Source organism: Bartonella sp. CL71SXKL (assembly GCF_042194935.1).
GTDB lineage: Bacteria > Pseudomonadota > Alphaproteobacteria > Rhizobiales > Rhizobiaceae > Bartonella.
Genome location: NZ_JBHINI010000009.1, coordinates 1 through 19,860, shown reverse-complemented (window position 1 = coordinate 19,860; position 19,860 = coordinate 1). Strand labels below are relative to the sequence as shown.

At 38.5% G+C, this 19,860-nt stretch carries 13 protein-coding genes, 1 tRNA gene and 1 pseudogene; 2 read left to right on the top strand and 13 right to left on the bottom strand.

Going from position 1 to position 19,860, the window contains the following annotated elements; translation table 11 throughout:
* The first annotated feature begins 220 nt into the window (after window positions 1-220).
* Both ACFILA_RS06080 and ACFILA_RS06075 read left to right on the top strand, forming a co-directional pair.
* Entirely contained in the window at window positions 221-1,570 is a 1,350-nt protein-coding gene (locus ACFILA_RS06080; protein ID WP_273790660.1) for a D-alanyl-D-alanine carboxypeptidase, read from the top strand.
* A 32-nt stretch (window positions 1,571-1,602) separates the two neighbouring features.
* Window positions 1,603-1,881, top strand: a complete 279-nt coding sequence (locus ACFILA_RS06075) for a hypothetical protein (protein WP_273790659.1) — start codon at window positions 1,603-1,605, stop codon at window positions 1,879-1,881.
* 1,801 nt (window positions 1,882-3,682) lie between these two features.
* Here the strand turns inward: ACFILA_RS06075 and ACFILA_RS06070 are convergent.
* From ACFILA_RS06070 to ACFILA_RS06010, 13 genes and pseudogenes are all read right to left on the bottom strand, one after another.
* Window positions 3,683-5,074: an L-serine ammonia-lyase gene (locus ACFILA_RS06070; protein ID WP_375660832.1), complete on the bottom strand. Its 1,392-nt coding sequence runs from the start codon at window positions 5,072-5,074 to the stop codon at window positions 3,683-3,685.
* Window positions 5,075-5,415: 341 nt separating this feature from the next.
* On the bottom strand, window positions 5,416-6,105 hold the full coding sequence (locus ACFILA_RS06065; RefSeq protein WP_375631245.1) for a nitroreductase: 690 nt from the start codon (window positions 6,103-6,105) through the stop codon (window positions 5,416-5,418).
* 206 nt (window positions 6,106-6,311) lie between these two features.
* Window positions 6,312-6,698 (bottom strand): MerR family DNA-binding transcriptional regulator, encoded by a 387-nt coding sequence (locus ACFILA_RS06060; RefSeq protein WP_375631240.1) that lies wholly within the window; start codon window positions 6,696-6,698, stop codon window positions 6,312-6,314.
* Window positions 6,699-7,243: 545 nt separating this feature from the next.
* A complete protein-coding gene (gene rpoC, locus ACFILA_RS06055) occupies window positions 7,244-11,455 on the bottom strand; it encodes a DNA-directed RNA polymerase subunit beta' (RefSeq protein ID WP_375637731.1) in 4,212 nt (1,403 codons plus the stop codon).
* A gap of 172 nt (window positions 11,456-11,627) precedes the next feature.
* Complete coding sequence (gene rpoB / locus ACFILA_RS06050; protein ID WP_273790655.1) at window positions 11,628-15,776, bottom strand: DNA-directed RNA polymerase subunit beta; 4,149 nt, start codon at window positions 15,774-15,776, stop codon at window positions 11,628-11,630.
* Window positions 15,777-16,065: 289 nt separating this feature from the next.
* Window positions 16,066-16,437 (bottom strand): 50S ribosomal protein L7/L12, encoded by a 372-nt coding sequence (gene rplL, locus ACFILA_RS06045; RefSeq protein ID WP_273790654.1) that lies wholly within the window; start codon window positions 16,435-16,437, stop codon window positions 16,066-16,068.
* Between the two features lie 101 nt (window positions 16,438-16,538).
* Window positions 16,539-17,057, bottom strand: coding sequence for a 50S ribosomal protein L10 (gene rplJ, locus ACFILA_RS06040; protein WP_012755027.1), 519 nt, complete (start codon window positions 17,055-17,057; stop codon window positions 16,539-16,541).
* Window positions 17,058-17,418: 361 nt separating this feature from the next.
* Entirely contained in the window at window positions 17,419-18,123 is a 705-nt protein-coding gene (gene rplA, locus ACFILA_RS06035) for a 50S ribosomal protein L1 (protein WP_375631242.1), read from the bottom strand.
* Between the two features lie 4 nt (window positions 18,124-18,127).
* Window positions 18,128-18,556, bottom strand: a complete 429-nt coding sequence (rplK, locus tag ACFILA_RS06030) for a 50S ribosomal protein L11 (protein ID WP_273723157.1) — start codon at window positions 18,554-18,556, stop codon at window positions 18,128-18,130.
* A gap of 149 nt (window positions 18,557-18,705) precedes the next feature.
* A complete protein-coding gene (gene nusG / locus ACFILA_RS06025) occupies window positions 18,706-19,236 on the bottom strand; it encodes a transcription termination/antitermination protein NusG (RefSeq protein WP_273790740.1) in 531 nt (176 codons plus the stop codon).
* A 20-nt stretch (window positions 19,237-19,256) separates the two neighbouring features.
* Entirely contained in the window at window positions 19,257-19,469 is a 213-nt protein-coding gene (gene secE / locus ACFILA_RS06020; protein WP_273790652.1) for a preprotein translocase subunit SecE, read from the bottom strand.
* Between the two features lie 200 nt (window positions 19,470-19,669).
* Window positions 19,670-19,745, bottom strand: a tRNA-Trp gene (locus ACFILA_RS06015).
* Between the two features lie 47 nt (window positions 19,746-19,792).
* Window positions 19,793-19,860, bottom strand: a pseudogene (locus ACFILA_RS06010) (elongation factor Tu); the annotation flags it as partial.

The window sequence follows — 19,860 nt, the reverse complement described above, 5'->3', positions numbered from 1 at the left end:
AGCACATTTTTTATTAATTTTAAATTCTTTCATAACTATTGCAATACCTGTTTGTATTAGAAAAAAATTTCCCTCTATGGTTAGACTTCAATCACTCACTCATAAAATAACTTCTGTAAACAAATTAGTAATACCATTCGTCTAAATTGCATCAACAAATTACAGAAAAGGAAGCTTTATAGAAGTTTTTCAGGATAAATGGAGAAATAGGATACTGCAAGTGTATATTAATTATCAAAAAATTATGCGCTACTGTAAAACAATAGCAATTTCTTTTGTTGTGTTAGCTTTTTCTTACTGTTGGGCATCAGCCACACCTCAAGGCGCCTATCCTGATAAGTATGCGGCTATTGTTATAGATGCTACTACGGGAAAAACTCTATTTCAAGCCAATGCAACACTGAAACGTTATCCTGCTTCTTTAACAAAAATGATGACATTGTACTTACTCTTTGAAGCTATGCAGATGCGTCGTGTGACACCCAATACACCAATTCCTGTTTCACATTATGCAGCAATGCGTCCACCGACAAAAATTGGGTTTAAAGCAGGCCAAACAATTTCTGCAGAATCAGCAGCTAAAGCACTCATTACAAGATCTGCAAATGATGTTGCTGCTGCCATTGCAGAATATCTTGGAGGTAGTGAAAAAAAATTCGCTCAAATGATGACAGCAAAAGCTCATAAACTTGGCATGAAACATACACATTTCGCAAATGCTTCAGGACTTCCGGATGTGCGCAATTATTCTACAGCACGAGATATAGCGACTTTGTCCTTAGCTTTACGTAAACATTTTCCCAAACAATATAAATTGTTCAAAACAAAAAGTTTTAATTTCCGTGGACATAAAATTAACAGCCACAATAAACTTGTTAAAATAATGAAAGGTGTCGATGGAATTAAAACAGGATACACACAAATGTCAGGTTCTAATTTAGCAACTTCGATGCGTCTTGAGGGGCGCTCTATTGTCGCTGTTGTTATGGGAGGAAAATCATCTACTGCACGTGACGAGCATATGGCTAGCTTATTGAATCAATATTTGCCCAAAGCAAGCCAAATGAAAAGTGGTGAACGTTTAATAGCTTCTGTACGCTATCACTTACCCACTGGCGCCAATACTCCTATACCAACCATTAAAGATGATTTAAGTAATTTTGACGATGAAATTTCGACTATGTTGACAGCATTTGCAGAACAACCTAAAAACTCCAACATCGCAATAACGGCTGTAAATAAGGTAATTATACCAATACCGAACCCTCAAAAAACTATACCGGTTGAGACTCATAAAATTGTAACAGCCTCTTTGTCCGAAAATGCCGGATGGGCTATCCAAATAGGTTCTCTTCCTAGTGAAGAACAAGCAAAAACTCTACTTTTAAAAGCAAAAAATATAGCTTTTTCTACTTTAAAGCACGCATCTTCACATATGCAACTGTTTGAAAAAAATGGGCAGCGTTATTACCGGGCGCGCTTTACAGGGTTTCAATCAAAAAAAGCTGCATTTGATGCTTGTTCTACATTAAAGAAAGCAAATTTTAACTGCTATACTGTAGCCTACTAAAAAATTTTGAATTCTGCGTTAAGGATAGTATTATGACAGATAATGCTTTTGCTTCATTCCATAAAAAAGAAATTTTATTGAAGCAATCATCCCTCCTTTCATTGCGTTCTCTTCACGATGCTGCTGCAAAACTTACTGGTTTAAAATATAATTCGACTGCATTAGATACACAATCTCTTGTTAACCTTCTCATTTGCCAAACAATGCGCAACCGTCGTCTCATAATGCCTCCTGTACGCATTCATTTACGCGTTGCGAGCCAAACTGGTAATGTGCCTATTAAAATCCGTCTAGGAGCAACAAATATTTAATTCTACAGACCATCTCTAAAAAACTATTTTATTATTAACCATTATCTACAGCCTTAGAAAACCCTTTGATAAACATACTTTTTTCTTAAATTGTGGAATTGTTCTGACAGCTTTTCCAACTATCCAATATCTCCAAGCCTTCAATAAAACCATTGTTAAGAACATAAAAAACATCCAATATTTTTCCACTTTTGGATTTAATATAAAAAATTATCCTTGATATCTTTTTGGAAAAATGAATAGCTTCATTGGATGAAAGCTTATCATTTTAGGAATTATTCTAAACGTTCAATAAAGAAAGTCCCTCTTACTAATGCTCCCCCTACAACATAAACGCTGTAAAAAATAATCTAACTCCTCTTACTTGTATTTCTTTCAACAGACAAAGAAAATTGGAAAATACAAATACTATCGATGAAAAAACGTAAAAGAAATTATCAGATTAAATATCATGATAACGATTTCCATAAGATTTTAATTTATAATTATAATTTACTTTTTGCATATTGAATAAGAGATTTTCGTAAAATTCTCTTATTTTCCTTCTTATATTGAATCAGTCAAAATCGTCCGCCTGCTCATCACGAGAAAGATTGGCATATAAACTATTTAAAAAAGGAATCAAATATCCCTTATGAATTATTTCAAGTACGAGGATCTTTTGTAACATTGATCGTTGAAAAAAGGATGATAGTGCTGGTTTTCTCCCTTTATAAATAAAGATGCTAATACTCTATAGATTTTATACCATCCATGGAATGACTCACATTATACTATTCATATTCAAGATGCTGATTTATAAAGATAATTCATTATTTTGCATGTTAGATGATAATCTCGAATATCGTAAGATTCTCTCATTTGAAACTTGTTTATGTTGAATTAATAAAAACCGTTCTCTTGCATGTTATGGGCGAGATTAGTGTGTGGCGTAAAACTGTACCCAAAATACTCAAAATACCTATAATGAACCATTTCAAATGCTAAGGGCTTTGATCCCTGTACGGGGGGGCTTGGCAAAGTGTGCAATCATGCCCAGCGTACTCTTTTTATTAAGCATAAAGATGGGACAGCTCAATGGATTTACCGTTATTATATCATTCACGGGTGCCATCGCGAAATGAGCTTAGGAGCGTTGAGAGATATTTTTTAAACGAACTCACGAACAAGTAACACGATAATGTTCTATCGTGTGCATTCTATTCTCATGAAAATTTTTATAAATATTTCCTAATGTATACGTTATTATTTATTTTAATTTTTTTGTCGGTACAGAATTTATAAATAAAAAAGATATTCCCAATATATCTTTAATTATTGTAAATTAGTGTTTCTTTTCAAGATATTTTTTTACCATATAGGTAGCAAAAAACTTCACTTTTAAAAAATTAAAATCTTTAAAAATCTCTCTTTATCATAATTATTCAGATTTAAAATAAATTTTCCTTGGATACTCAGGTATAATCTTCCATTACTTAAAAGATATGGCTATGGAAACTTTTTAAAACCATAAAACCCAGCTAAAAAAATAATGGTAAATTGATCACTAATTTTACTTTACGCTTTTTTATTTTTTCCATTTTAGGACAAATCAAACATATATCAACAATACGCTCTCTCCAAACTTGTATCAACAGCTACTATTCATTAAGAAAGCACTGAGCCATCTCAAATTTATTTTAAGCATGCTGCTGAATTAATTTGGAGTTTTGATTTATAAGGAACAAAAAACATAAGCTTTATCAGGAAATACGATTCTTCTCCAAAACGTCCAGTTATGGATTGAAAAATGTTCTAGCTCTTAACAAGATATTACATTGACTGCAAGACCACCTTTACTTGTCTCTTTATAGCGTTCACTCATATCATGACCAGTCTGGCGCATTGTTTCTATACAAGCATCAAGAGAAACAAAATGATCTCCATTACCATATAATGCAAGAGAAGAAGCCGTTACCGCCTTAACAGCTCCCATTGCATTACGCTCAATACAAGGAACTTGTACAAGACCTGCAACAGGATCACATGTCATTCCCAAATGATGTTCAAGCGCAATTTCTGCCGCATTTTCAATTTGAGCTGGTGTTCCACCTAATGCTGCGGTCAACCCTGCTGCGGCCATTGAAGATGCCGTTCCAACTTCACCTTGACACCCAACTTCTGCACCAGAAATAGAGGCATTATGTTTGATAACACCGCCTATAGCTGCTGCCGTTAATAGAAAATTATGTATTCCCTCTCGATCTGAATCATCATTAAATTGAAGATAATAACGCAAAACGGCTGGAACGACACCAGCTGCGCCATTTGTTGGTGCTGTAACAACACGACCACCTGCTGCATTTTCCTCATTGACTGCTATGGCATATACCGAAAGCCAATCATTTGCCCAAAGTGGATAATTGTGATTTTTCCTTTGATTTTCCAAAAGCGTTTCATGCAGCTTTTTAGCACGCCTTAGAACACGCAATCCACCAGGCAACTCACCTTCTTGTGACAGACCTCTATCAATGCAATTTGTCATCGCTGAAAAAATTTCATCAAGCCCTACATCAAGAGAAGAACGCTCTATCTTTGTTTCTTCATTTAAGCGCTTCATTTCAGCAATTGAAAGTCCTGATTTTTCTGCCATTGATAACATTGTACAAGCAGAATCGAATGGATATGGTACCTCAAATGCTTTTGGTTGTATATTATCATTCATATGGCTTAATTCATCCTCAGTCACAACAAAGCCACCACCGATAGAATAATAAATCTGCCGCAACAGAACATTCCCATCAGTATTAAGTCCTTCAAAGGCTAGTCCATTTGTATGTCCAGGGAGGATTTGCTTTCGTTCAAAAATAAGATCACATTGCACATCAAACTGATAAGCGGGATGGCCTTCTGGTTGCACTTTTTTTTCACGTATAACTTTTTCTAACAGAAACCCCATGCTATCAGGATCAACAGTAGAAGCTTTTTCTCCTAAAAGTCCTAATATGATAGCCCTATCTGTTGCATGACCAATACCCGTGAAAGCTAACGAACCATAAAGATAAACACGTATACGAGAAACTTGAATATCAGACGACTGAGAAAAATCTCCTATCTTTTGCAAAAACATATTAGCAGCTGTCATCGGTCCCATCGTATGTGAGCTAGAAGGACCAATCCCAATTTTAAAAAGTTCAAAAACAGATAGAAACACGTATCACCTCAAAACTATAGTACAGTTTGAGCATATATGCTTTTTCATAACGTTTCTCCCGTTTAAAATCAAATTGCGAGATAAACTAAAAAAATAACAACAATAAACACGAATGTCGCTCGTCTTGCTACCACCCAACACTTTCTTTCTATAGTGTTTTCCATTAGCCAACCTTCAAAACGGGCAATGCCCCTAGAGTCACCACTCCTAATGTTCCAAGCGTAGTAAAATAAGTGTTAATATGCAATATTAAAATTCAATAAGGATGAGAAATCTTATCGGAAACATTTTTCATAATGCACTAAGTTCTTCAAAACGTATGCTTAATTGTATGAAATATTTTATGGGTATGTTTCAATGAAACGTACAAAGTTTTCTAACGATTCTCGTTCTGTCTCAAACTTGTTTTCTGGAGCACTCATATCGCGATAACCAAGTGCCATACCACAGATAATATGGCGATCAGAAGGAATAGATAAAAGCGTACGAATCTGTTTATGATAATCAGCAAAAGCAGCTTGAGGACAGGTATCTAATCCAAATCCACGTGCAGCTAACATAATGGTCTGCATAAACATACCCAAATCAAGCCAACTCCCCATTTCCATGTCGTGATCCATTGTAAATAAGAGTCCTACAGGTGCATCAAAAAATAAAAAATTTCGCGCCTTTTGATGAAGTATTTTTTCTTTATCTCCTTTTTGAATTCCAAGACTCTGATAAAGATCCAAACCAACTTTTCGACGCCTTGAAATATAAGGCTCACGCCACTGACGTGGATAATAACTATATTCACGCTCTCCTTTTACACCTGAAAGCACAAGTTGTGAAAGCTCTTGCCCTACTTTCTGTAATACACTTCCTGTAAGCACAATCACTTGCCATGGCTGAATATTTGTTCCAGATGGTGCACGTGCTGCAAGTTTTAAGATTTCTTTGATTGTTTCCAAACTAACTGGCTGATCAGTAAAAGCGCGAATTGACTTTCGTGACAAAATAGATTGAAAAACACTCATAGGAGAAACTGTCATTGTTTTTACTTTCTTTATGAAAAATAATTTTTTCTTATCAAGGACAATATACTGCGAAAATACCTTTGCAGCTTTTTCAAACACTCTATTTCTTTAAATGACTTACACATTTCACGCAGTGTTAAATATCCCCCTTAGAGATAGTATAACCTATCCCTTTTAAGAGAAAGAAAATTGTCTAAAAGCAGACAAAATAAATTTTATAATCAATGACTAACCCCCAACTCCGCTAAGCTCTCAAAAAAACTCTCCTCAATTCGTTCTAAATCCTGTAGAAGATCATCAACATCATGCTGCATCTGCTTTAAATCAGCTCGTTTTTTATGAATTCCTGCAATTAATTTCTTAAGCTTTTTCTCATCATCTGGTGGTTTTCCAACTATTGTCAACATATCAGATATTTCAGACAACGAAAATTTAACTCTTTTAGCACGCAGTATTTGCTTTAACTTATGACGATCCGTTTGTGTATAAAGCCGTGTACTTCCACGCCGAAAAGGACTAAGAAGTCCCTCTTCTTCATAATAACGCAAAGTTCGAGCTGTTATTGAAAACTCACGTGTTAATTTTCCAATTGAATAATATTCGTACATTTTATCATTCTGTCTGCATAGATCACATTGTTATAAGAAATGTGTCTATTTTTTATAAAAAACTTAGTAAGCACCCTAATCTCTACTTTCCTGCATTCTAATTTATCAGAAAATACATTCTTATCATACAAGCATTGTATAGTAGAGAATCAATTATTTTTTAGATTACAGAAAAGACTATTGACCTTTCATTATAAGTCCTTTTAAATCTTTATAGAAGATATCAATCAAAAATTTTCCTAAAATTCAAAATCAATCATTATTTGATTTGTAGATAATCACTCTTTTCCTTGAATATGGCTTTTGAGTTTTACATATTTTGGAAAAATTCTATACTTCTTTTAGAAATTAAGAAACTTTAAAATAAAGTAACAAAAAAGATAAACATCATTACAAAATAATAAGCTACTAAAGACGTTCCAAATAACTGTCGCCTTATAATTTTTGACATTTTCAAGAAAATATGTAACTTCTGCATTTTGAGATAAAAAAACGTCTGAACTTTCTATTCAGACGTTTTTATATTATGTGATGTTGTATTTAAATTATTCAGCAACGGCCCCAGTTGTCATATTTGTCAACATAGCCTTAGCCACTTCGTTATTACTAGACTTACGCTGCTCATCTACAATCAAATCATCACGAACCGCAGCAATACGACGGATTTGAGAAATCGTACCACCTGTACCTGCTGGAATAAGACGACCGACAATAACGTTCTCTTTAAGTCCTTGCAAAGTATCAATTTTACCAGAAACTGCTGCTTCAGTAAGAACACGTGTTGTTTCCTGAAACGATGCCGCCGAAATGAAAGAAGGCGTTTGAAGAGAAGCTTTTGTAATTCCAAGAAGAATGGGATTACCAGATGCTGGTTTCTTCCCTTCTGCAATCAAATTATCATTGATTTCATCAAGTTCAATACGATCAACATTATCACCTGGAATATAACCAGAATCTCCAGATTCAGTAATTTCAACTTTTTGCAACATTTGACGAACAATCACTTCAATGTGCTTATCATTAATAAGAACTCCCTGTAAACGATAAACCTCCTGAATCTCATTAACAAGATAAGATGCCAAAGCTTCAACCCCCTTAATCGCCAAGATATCATGAGGTGCTGGATTACCATCAAGGATATAATCTCCCTTTTCAATTTGATCGCCTTCTTGGAAATGAAACAACTTACCTTTTGGAATCAAATATTCTACTGCCTCAAGAGTTTCATCATTTGGTTCAATAATGATACGACGTTTATTCTTATAACCACGGCCGAATCGAATCGTGCCACTTACTTCAGCAATAATCGCATGATCCTTTGGACGACGCGCTTCAAAAAGCTCAGCCACACGTGGTAAACCACCCGTAATATCTTTCGTCTTGGCACTTTCCATTGGCAAACGAGCAATAACATCACCAGCCTTAACATGAGCACCAAGCTCAACAGAAAGAATAGTTTCCACTGACATCATATAACGGGCTTCACCTCCCTTATACAATTTAGCAATGGATTCACCTTCTTTATCTGTGTGAATAATAATGGCTGGTTTAAGATCCGCACCACGTGGATTAGCGCGCCAATCAATCACTAAACGCTTCGTAATACCCGTAGATTCATCAGCTGTTTCAGTGACAGATAAACCATCAATCATATCTTCAAAACCCACATAACCTTCAACTTCCGTTAAAATTGGACGTGTATAAGGATCCCATTCTGCTATACGTTGGCCACGTTTAACCACATCACCATCATCAACAAAAATATGAGCACCATAGCTAACACGATGTACAACGCGCTCTTTTCCTAACTCATCCTTGATAAGGATAGCCATATTACGCCCCATAACAACCAATTGGCCTTCAGAGTTACGAACCACATTACGATTACGAATCTCCACCTTACCTTCATAAGATGCCTCTAAATACGATGAATCAACAACCTGCGCAGTTCCTCCTAAGTGGAAAGTACGCATAGTAAGCTGTGTTCCCGGCTCACCAATGGATTGAGCAGCAATAACACCAACGGCTTCTCCCTGATTAACAGGTGTTCCACGCGCCAAATCACGACCATAGCATTTTGCACAAACACCAAGACGTGTTTCACATGTTAAAGCAGAACGAATTTGAACAGATTGAATCCCAGCTGCTTCAATCTTCGCAACATCAGCTTCCTCAATCATTGCTCCACCTTCAAGGATAACCTCTCCAGAGACAGGATGTAGAATATCAACAAGCGCTGTACGACCAAGAATTCTTTGCCCAATGGAGGCAACAATTTGTCCTGCATCAACAATCGGCTGCATGGTAAGCCCTTTTGCGGTACCACAATCAACTGCTGAAATAATAGCATCCTGTGCAACATCAACAAGACGCCGTGTTAAATAACCAGAGTTCGCCGTCTTTAACGCAGTATCAGCAAGTCCTTTACGTGCACCATGCGTGGAATTGAAGTACTCATTAACAGTTAGACCTTCTTTAAAATTTGAAATAATGGGCGTTTCAATAATTTCACCCGATGGTTTTGCCATTAATCCACGCATACCGGCCAATTGTCTCATCTGGTTAGCAGAACCACGAGCACCAGAGTGCGACATCATATAGATCGAATTCATCGGCCGTTGACGACCTGTTTTAGGATCAAAATCGACAGCTTGAATACGTTTCATCATTTCATCTGCAACGCGATCTGTACATTTACCCCAAGCATCTACAACCTTATTGTATTTTTCACCTTGTGTAATCAAACCATCATTATATTGCTGTTCGTACTCCTTAGCCAAAGCTTCTGTTTCTGCAACTAAACGAGACTTACTATCAGGAATAACCATATCATCCTTACCGAATGAAATTCCTGCACGACAAGCATAAGAAAAGCCAAGCTGCATAATACGGTCACAAAAAATAACCGTCTCTTTTTGTCCACAGTGCCGATAAACATGATCAATCATTTTAGAAATATTCTTTTTCGTCATCTCTTGATTGACAATATCAAATGAGATATCCGCACTTCTTGGCAAAAGCTCACCGATAATCAAACGACCAGGTGTCGTATCATAAAGTTTAGAAACTTCTTTTCCATCCTTCCCAATATTCTTAACACGGCCTTTAATCTTCGTATGAAGCGTTACAACCTTATTTTCCAAGGCATAATGAAGCTCACCTATATCAGAAAAGGCCATTCCTTCACCTGGTTCTTTTTCAGAAACAATTGAAAGATAATAAAGACCAAGAACCATATCCTGTGAGGGAACAATAATGGGAGCACCATTGGCCGGATGAAGAATATTATTGGTGGACATCATCAAAACACGGGCTTCAAGCTGTGCTTCAAGAGAAAGCGGAACGTGAACCGCCATCTGATCACCATCAAAATCTGCATTAAAAGCAGTACACACCAGTGGATGAAGTTGAATAGCTTTGCCTTCAATTAAGATAGGTTCAAAAGCCTGAATCCCCAAACGGTGCAATGTTGGCGCACGGTTGAGTAAAACAGGGTGTTCACGAATAACCTCATCCAAGATATCCCAAACTTCTGGATGTTCTTTTTCAACAAGCTTCTTTGCCTGCTTTACCGTTGATGAATAGCCTTTTGCATCAAGCCGCGCATAAATAAAAGGCTTAAATAATTCAAGAGCCATTTTTTTAGGAAGACCACATTGATGCAATTTTAATTCAGGACCCGTCACGATAACAGAACGCCCCGAGTAATCAACTCGCTTCCCAAGTAAGTTCTGACGAAACCGTCCTTGCTTGCCCTTCAACATATCTGATAGAGACTTGAGAGGACGTTTATTGGCTCCAGTAATCACACGCCCACGCCGTCCATTATCAAACAATGCATCAACAGCTTCTTGTACCATACGCTTTTCATTGCGCACGATAATTCCAGGAGCACGCAATTCAATCAGCCGTTTCAAGCGGTTATTACGATTAATAACACGCCGATAAAGATCATTCAGATCTGATGTCGCAAAACGCCCACCATCAAGCGGAACCAATGGACGCAAATCCGGTGGAATAACCGGAATTGTTTTCATTATCATCCACTCTGGCTTATTTCCAGATTCAAGAAAATTTTCAACGATTTTAAGTCGTTTAATCAATTTTTTCTGCTTTAACTCTGAAGTTGTTTCAGCTAATTCGAGACGCAAATCATTAGCGATTTTATCTAACTCCATACTAGCTAAAAGCTCGTAAATAGCTTCAGCGCCAATCATAGCTGTAAATTGATCTTCTCCGAACTCATCAATAGCAAGCATATATTCTTCTTCAGAAAGAAGCTGATGGAGCTTAAGAGATGTCAATCCTGGTTCGGTTACAATATAATTCTCAAAATAAAGAACCCGCTCAATATCTTTTAAAGTTAAATCTAAAAGTGTAGAAATACGACCTGGTAATGATTTAAGAAACCATATATGTGCAACAGGTGCCGCAAGTTCAATATGCCCCATACGCTCACGACGTACGCGCGAAAGAGTAACCTCTACACCGCATTTTTCACAAATAATGCCCTTATACTTCATGCGTTTATATTTGCCACATAGACACTCATAGTCCTTAATAGGGCCAAATATACGTGCACAAAAAAGACCATCACGTTCTGGTTTAAAAGTCCGATAATTAATAGTCTCAGGCTTCTTAATCTCACCATACGACCAGGACAAAATTTTCTCAGGACTCGCAATAGAAATACGAATAGAGTCAAATGTCTGCGCTGGCGCTTGAGGATTGAAAAGATTCATGACCTCGTGGTTCATGCTGTTCTCCTTCAAAGATTCTTAGAACCTGTTGTAATATCTCATTTATTTTATAACAGATCTTCTTTAAAATACATTTACTTTTAAAAACGACCTGTATAGCCTTAATAAGGTTATTGAGCCTCTTAAAGTAATAAGAGCGCAGCCTTTTTCCAGTGCGCTCCTTGAATTATTACTCTGCCGTATCAGACAATGCCCGCTGTGCAATAAGTTCACGCGCATCATCAAGCTCCACATTAAGAGCAAGTGAGCGCATTTCTTTTACCAACACATTAAAGCTTTCGGGTATCCCTGCCTCAAATGTATCATCACCACGCACAATTGCCTCATAGACTTTTGTCCGCCCAGCCACATCATCTGATTTTACTGTTAGCATCTCCTGCAAAGTGTATGCAGCACCATAAGCTTCAAGTGCCCATACCTCCATTTCACCAAAACGCTGACCACCAAACTGTGCCTTACCTCCTAATGGCTGCTGCGTAACAAGTGAATAGGGACCTATAGAACGTGCATGAATCTTATCATCAACAAGGTGATGCAATTTCAACATGTAAATATATCCCACCGTTACTGGACGATCAAAAGGCTCCCCAGTACGACCATCATAAAGCGTAACCTGCCCTGAACTATCTAAGCCTGCGTCTTCCAGCATCATGTTAATATCAGACTCATGTGCTCCATCAAAAACAGGCGTTGCAATTGAAACCCCTTTTTTCATCTGTAATGCCAATTTGTAGAGGCTTTCATTATCATACTGACGGACTGGTTCATTATGATTATCATCAGGCATAAGATTTTCAATACGCTGACGCAGCGGCAATATATCCCCAGTCTCTTGATACAACTCTAACAAATCACCAATCTTCTTGCCCATCCCCGCACATGCCCAACCAAGGTGCGTCTCAAGAATTTGTCCAACATTCATACGACTAGGCACACCAAGCGGATTCAAGACGATATCAGCATGGGTCCCATCTTCAAGAAATGGCATATCTTCTACGGGAAGAATACGTGAAACAACACCCTTATTTCCGTGACGTCCCGCCATCTTATCACCTGGTTGGATTTTGCGCTTCACAGCCACAAAAACCTTCACCATTTTCATGACTCCAGGAGGCATTTCATCACCTCTTTGGACCTTTTCAACTTTATCCATAAAGCGACGTTGTAATGCTTCCTTTGATTCATCATATTGCTTGCGCAAAGCTTCAATTTCATTTTGAAGTTTTTCATCCTCAACAGCAAATTGCCACCACTGGGATCGTGGATAATGCCCCATCACTGTACTATCAAGCTTTTTGCTGCCCGAAAAGCCTTTCGGACCTTCTACAGCAACTTTACCTGTCAACATATCGGTGAGGCGCGAATAAACATTGCGATCAAGAATAGACTGTTCATCATCACGGTCTTTTGCTAAACGCTCAATTTCTTCACGCTCAATTGCCATCGCACGTTCATCTTTTTCCACGCCATGGCGATTAAAAACGCGAACTTCAACAACAGTACCAAAAGTCCCAGGAGGCATACGCATAGAAGTATCACGAACATCGGATGCCTTTTCCCCAAAAATCGCACGCAGAAGCTTTTCTTCCGGCGTCATGGGACTTTCACCTTTTGGGGTAATCTTTCCAACTAAAATATCACCCGGTTGAACTTCAGCACCAATATAAATAATGCCAGCTTCATCAAGATTTCTTAACGCTTCTTCCGCAACATTAGGAATGTCGCGCGTAATTTCCTCAGGCCCAAGTTTTGTATCGCGTGCCGCAACTTCAAATTCCTCAATATGAATTGAAGTAAACACATCATCAGCAACAATGCGCTCGGATAACAAAATAGAATCTTCATAATTGTATCCATTCCAAGGCATAAAGGCTACGAGAACATTCCGCCCAAGAGCCAAATCACCAAGATCCGTGGATGGACCATCTGCAATGATATCACCTTTTTCTACCCTATCACCAACATTTACAAGAGGACGCTGATTAATACAAGTGGACTGATTAGAACGCTGAAATTTCTGTAAGCGGTAAATATCAACGCCTGATTTTGAAGGATCTAAATCTTCTGTTGCACGGATAACAATACGGGTAGCATCAACTTGATCAACAACACCACTACGTTTTGCACTCACAGCAGCTCCTGAATCGCGCGCAACTATGGATTCCATTCCCGTCCCAACAAATGGTGCTTCAGCGCGTACAAGAGGAACTGCCTGACGCTGCATGTTTGATCCCATAAGTGCACGATTCGCATCATCATTTTCCAAAAAAGGAATAAGCGCTGCTGCAACTGAAACCAACTGTTTTGGTGAAACATCCATCAAATCAACATGATCACGCGGCGCCATTAAAACTTCACCAGCATGACGGCAAACAACAAACTCTTCTATAAAACGACCTTCGCTATCTAATGAAGAATTAGCCTGAGCGACATAATGCTTTGCTTCTTCCATCGCTGAAAGATAAATAACTTCTTTTGTAACTTTTCCATCAATAATTTTTCGATATGGACTTTCAATAAAGCCATATTTGTTAACTCGCGCAAATGTTGCTAAGGAGTTGATTAGACCAATATTGGGGCCTTCTGGTGTTTCAATCGGACAAATACGACCATAATGCGTAGGATGTACGTCACGGACTTCAAAACCCGCACGTTCACGAGTCAAACCGCCTGGACCAAGAGCAGAAAGACGGCGCTTATGGGTAATTTCCGACAATGGATTGGTTTGATCCATAAACTGCGACAATTGTGAAGACCCAAAAAACTCACGAACTGCTGCTGCAGCAGGCTTTGCATTGATCAAATCCTGTGGCATAACTGTATCAATTTCAACCGATGACATACGCTCTTTTATCGCACGCTCCATACGAAGAAGACCAATGCGATATTGATTTTCCATCAACTCCCCAACGGAACGAACGCGACGGTTGCCAAGATTATCAATATCATCAATTTCACCACGTCCATCACGCAATTCAACCAACATCTTAACAACAGCAAGAATATCCTCTTGGCGTAAAATGCGAACTGTGTCTGGACAATCAAGATCCATACGCAAATTCATCTTAACACGCCCAACAGCAGAAAGATCATAACGCTCTGGATCAAAAAACAATGAATGGAACATTGCTTCTGCTGTATCGATTGTTGGAGGCTCACCTGGACGCATTACTCGGTAAATATCAAATAACGCATCCTGCCGACTTTCATTTTTATCCACCTTCAAAGTATTGCGGATGTAAGCGCCAATATTCATGTGATCAATATCAAGAATATTGATTTGATCAGCACTAACATCAAGCAAAATTTTTAATACTTTTTCGTCAATTTCATCACCAGCCTCAAGGTAGATTTCACCTGTTTCGTAATTGACGATATCTTCGGCTAGATAACAACCTAATAAATCATCTTCACTAACTTTAACCGCTTTAAGTCCTTTTTCTGCCAAAGACTTCGCAGTACGAACTGTTAATTTTTTACCAGCCTCCGCAACGACTTCACCACTATCTGCATCTATAAGGTCAGAAATGAGCTTCATTCCTTTAAAGCGATCAACAGAATAAGGAACTCGCCATCCTTCTCCATCACGCTCATAAGTCACTTTATCATAAAACGTTGATAAAATATCTGACGCATCCATACCTAATGCCATCAAAAGACTTGTAACAGGAATTTTGCGCCGTCGATCAATACGCGCATAAACGATGTCCTTAGCATCAAACTCAATATCAAGCCAAGAACCACGATACGGAATAACACGAGCAGCAAAAAGAAGCTTTCCTGATGAATGGGACTTTCCTTTATCATGGTCAAAAAAGACACCAGGAGAACGATGCATCTGAGAAACAATAACACGCTCCGTACCATTAACAACAAAGGTACCATTCGTCGTCATTAAAGGCATATCGCCCATATAAACGCCTTGCTCTTTAATGTCTTTGATATCTTTGGAGCCAGTATCCTCATCAACATCAAAAACAATCAAACGCAATATGACCTTTAATGGGGCAGCATAAGTTAAATCACGTTGACGGCACTCTTCAACATCAAATTTTGGTAAATCAAATTCATAACCTACAAACTCAAGCATAGCTGTACCGGAAAAATCTGAAATAGGAAAAACAGATTTAAAAACAGCTTGCAAACCTTCATCTGGTCGTCCACCTTTCGGTTCCTCAACCATGAGAAACTGATCGTATGACGCTTTTTGAACCTCAATAAGATTCGGCATTTCTGCTACTTCAGGAATCTTACCAAAAAATTTGCGTACGCGCTTACGACCATTGAATTGAGACATCATTGCGTGAGTCTGAGCCATCGTCGCTCCTTGATCTTTACTCTTCAAGGTAGACCAACCTTGAAAGCCTTATATCATTAACCTGCATATGCAGACCAGTTCACTTGACACTCAATAATGAGCATCATTAACTTTCCCCACCAACATAAGCCATTTATCTCTTTGACTCTATGATGAAGGAGTAAGTAATCTAAACCTATCCCATTCCTGTTACGAAACCATTAGGAAAAGGTTTTTTACTCATTATTTTCCCTCTTTGTATTAAGAGAAAGAAATCGGCGAACATAAATGCCCGCCGATAAAATTAAATTTACTTAAGTTCCACTTTAGCACCAGCAGCTTCAAGTTGAGATTTAATTTTTTCTGCTTCTTCTTTAGAAGCAGCCTCTTTAATAGGCTTAGGTGCACCTTCAACCAGATCTTTAGCTTCTTTAAGACCAAGTCCAGTAAGAGCACGAACTTCCTTAATAACATTAATTTTTTGTGCGCCACCTTCAACAAGAATAACATCAAATTCTGTTTTTTCTTCAGCAGCTGGAGCAGCAGCACCAGCAACAGCAGCGACAGCTACAGGAGCAGCAGCCGAAACTCCCCACTTTTCTTCAAGTAACTTAGAAAGCTCAGCGGCTTCCAAAAGGGTTAGATTAGAAAGGTCTTCTACGATCTTCTCTAGATCAGCCATTTTTAAATTCCTTCAATTAAAAGATTTGAACCATTATTAAATTTTATCCAAAAAAACAGAAAAGCATTAAAGCTCTTCCATAAACGTGAATACAAACAGCCTTAAGCCGCCTTATCCTCCTGAGCATATGCTCCAATGACACGTGCAACCTGACCAGCAGGGGCATTAACAACCTGTGCAATACGGGTCGCAGGGGTAGAAATCATACCCACAAGTTTTGCACGCAACTCGTTTAATGAAGGCAATGAAGCCAATGACTTCACAGCATCTACAGTTAAACTTGTTGCACCCATTGAACCGCCAAGTATGACAAATTTGTCATTGCTTTTCGCAAAATCAACAGCAACTTTCGGTGCTGTGATTGGATCTTCTGAATAAGCAATAAGTGTTTGCCCAGTAAACAAACCCACTATCGATTCAGATTCCGTGCCCTGAAGAGCGATTTTAGCAAGACGGTTTTTGGCGACTTTAACGGCACCGCCAGCTTCACCCATTTTCGAACGCAGATCATTCATCTGTGAAACTGTCAGACCGGAATAATGTGCAACAACAACAGAACCAGACTTCCGAAAAGCCTCGTTAAGCCATGTAACAAATTCGCGTTTTTCCGCTCTATTCACTGTCTCTCTCCATTTAACAGATTTACTTAAAACAAACCTGTTGGTTACCTTTGATAACATAAAATACTTCATGTCACCGATGAGGATCCTGTCCCCTTTTTCACGCACAGCGTTCAAAGGCAACCTTGGCTCAAACCCTTTAAGTCTTTTAACTCTCAGTTTTTACCCCAGTCTCATGCAGGTTTTTTTTGATTAAGATACTTAAAAGTATCACCTACAATCTCGGACAGGATATTCCGGAATTTCTCCCGGCACAACCTAAGCCCTATAAAGCTTAGATAGCTAAATGCTGATCAAAACCAGCACTTTAAAATACAATTTTGATATTCCCATACCCCAAAAAACAAAATCATAAATCAGCTTACATTAACTCTGAACGAACCGTTGCTGGATCAACTTTAACACCAACTCCCATAGTCGACGAAACAGCAACGCGTTTAATATATTCACCTTTTGCACCTTGCGGTTTGGCTTTAATAACTGCACTTGCAAAGGCTTTTATATTTTCTACGATTTTTTCAACACCAAAAGAAGCCTTACCAATACCAGCATGCACAATACCAGCTTTTTCCACACGAAACTCAACAGCACCACCTTTAGAAGCTTTGACAGCACCGGCGATATCAAGTGTTACAGTACCAACCTTCGGATTTGGCATCAAACTCCGTGGACCAAGAATCTTACCAAGACGACCAACAAGAGGCATCATGTCTGGCGTTGCAATACAACGATCAAAGTCTATAGTCCCTCTATTAACGCTTTCAAATAAATCTTCGGCACCCACAATATCAGCTCCTGCCGCCTTAGCTTCCTCAGCCTTATCCCCACGAGCAAAAACGGCAACACGAATATTTCTCCCTGTCCCATTAGGCAAATGAGCAACGCCTCGAACCATTTGATCAGCATGACGAGGATCAACACCCAAGTTCATTGAAATTTCGATTGTTTCATCAAACTTAGCAACAGCACGCTCCTTAACCATTGAAACGGCATCTTTTAAAGCGTAAAGTTCATTAAAATCAATATCTTTTCGGATATTTTTTATTCTTTTTGCTACTTTTGCCATAATATTAGCCCACCACTTCCAAGCCCATCGAGCGAGCAGAACCTTCAACCATACGCATTGCTGCCTCAATGTCATTCGCATTAAGATCTTTCATCTTTGATTCCGCAATCGAACGAATTTTATCGCGAGAAATGCTTCCTACAGACACTTTACCAGGCTCTTTTGAGCCAGATTTCAGGTTTGCTTCCTTCTTTAAAAAGAATGATACAGGAGGCGTCTTGAGAGAAAAGGTGAAAGACTTATCTTGATAATACGTAATAACAACTGGAATCGGCGCTCCCTTTTCCATTTCTTGTGTAGCTGCATTAAACGCCTTACAAAACTCCATGATATTAATACCACGCTGCCCAAGAGCTGGACCAATCGGTGGAGATGGAGTAGCAGCTCCTGCAGGAACCTGCAACTTAAGCTGACCTATACTTTTTTTTGCCATAACAATCTGCCTTTAATTTCACTGGTATACTGACAATTCACCTTGCCCGTTACCCGCTGCAGTCACGTGGTTCGGATCATTAAGCCGACAAAAGCTATAAATCACCTCCCACTCCTTCCTTAAAGTAATTAAAACTACTCTAAGTTTAATCAGAGTTTTTCAACCTGACCAAATTCCAAATCAACAGGCGTAGGACGCCCAAAAATAAGCACTTCAACCTTAAGACGAGAGCGCTCTTCTTCAACCTCTTGAACAATTCCATTAAACGAAACAAAAGGACCATCAGCAACGCGAACTTGCTCTCCAACCTCAAACAATACAGAGGACTTTGGAGACTCAACCCTTTCCTGAACTTGTTTGAGAATTTGCTCAACCTCTCGATCAGAAATAGGAACAGGACGCGCATCCGACCCTAAAAAACCTGTCACTTTAGGCGTATTCTTAATAAGATGATAAACTTCATCTGTTAACTCAGCACGAACAAGAACATAACCAGGAAAAAACTTTCGCTCAGTATCAACTTTGCGTCCACGACGAACCTCTACAACACGCTCTGTTGGAACAAAAATCTTTTCAAAAAGATGATCAAGTCCCTTTTGCTTTGCCTCCTTATCAATAGCTTCCGCTACTTTCTTTTCAAAATTTGAATATGCCTGAACAATATACCAACGAGCTGCCACAGTCACACTTCCTTACATTCTCAACTAAAAAGATATTTCAGAAGATCAATAACCCGCCAAACACCAAAATGCATAACCTGATCCACAATAAAAAAGAAAGCTGAAGCCAATGCAGTTACCAACAAAACCATAATAGTAGAAATAACCGTCTCACGACGTGTAGGCCATTTCACTTTAATTGTTTCTGCATAAACCTGCTTCAAAAAGGTAATCGGATTGGTTTTAGATGCCATCGTCACACTATACTCTCTCTAGTCCTATTGTGTTTTATAGAACAAAATAAACAGGAAAAAATGCAAAAGCCAACTTTCAGACTTATGCAATTTCCTTACTTTCTATTCAATACCGTTTCACACACAAAAAAACAAGCCCCATATCAAAAAAAGCGAAAAAGGCAGCAAAATCCACTCCCTTATATGTAAAATCCCCCCTTTGGCAGGGGCAGCAGGACTTGAACCCGCGACCTGCGGTTTTGGAGACCGCCGCTCTACCAACTGAGCTATACCCCTAACTCTCAAAACTAAAACACTTTTAACACCCCTTTAATAAGCATTATTTATTCAATGATCTTAGAGACGATACCGGCACCAACAGTACGACCACCTTCACGAATAGCAAAACGAA

Excerpts from the sequence above, each read along its gene's own strand:
- ACFILA_RS06075 (WP_273790659.1), top strand. The coding sequence starts at position 1,603 with ATGACAGATAATGCTTTTGCTTCATTCCATAAAAAAGAAATTTTATTG.
- ACFILA_RS06065 (WP_375631245.1), bottom strand. The coding sequence starts at position 6,105 with ATGACAGTTTCTCCTATGAGTGTTTTTCAATCTATTTTGTCACGAAAG.
- ACFILA_RS06060 (WP_375631240.1), bottom strand. The coding sequence starts at position 6,698 with ATGTACGAATATTATTCAATTGGAAAATTAACACGTGAGTTTTCAATA.
- rpoC (WP_375637731.1), bottom strand. The coding sequence starts at position 11,455 with ATGAACCACGAGGTCATGAATCTTTTCAATCCTCAAGCGCCAGCGCAG.
- rpoB (WP_273790655.1), bottom strand. The coding sequence starts at position 15,776 with ATGGCTCAGACTCACGCAATGATGTCTCAATTCAATGGTCGTAAGCGC.
- rplL (WP_273790654.1), bottom strand. The coding sequence starts at position 16,437 with ATGGCTGATCTAGAGAAGATCGTAGAAGACCTTTCTAATCTAACCCTT.
- rplA (WP_375631242.1), bottom strand. The coding sequence starts at position 18,123 with ATGGCAAAAGTAGCAAAAAGAATAAAAAATATCCGAAAAGATATTGAT.
- rplK (WP_273723157.1), bottom strand. The coding sequence starts at position 18,556 with ATGGCAAAAAAAAGTATAGGTCAGCTTAAGTTGCAGGTTCCTGCAGGA.
- secE (WP_273790652.1), bottom strand. The coding sequence starts at position 19,469 with ATGGCATCTAAAACCAATCCGATTACCTTTTTGAAGCAGGTTTATGCA.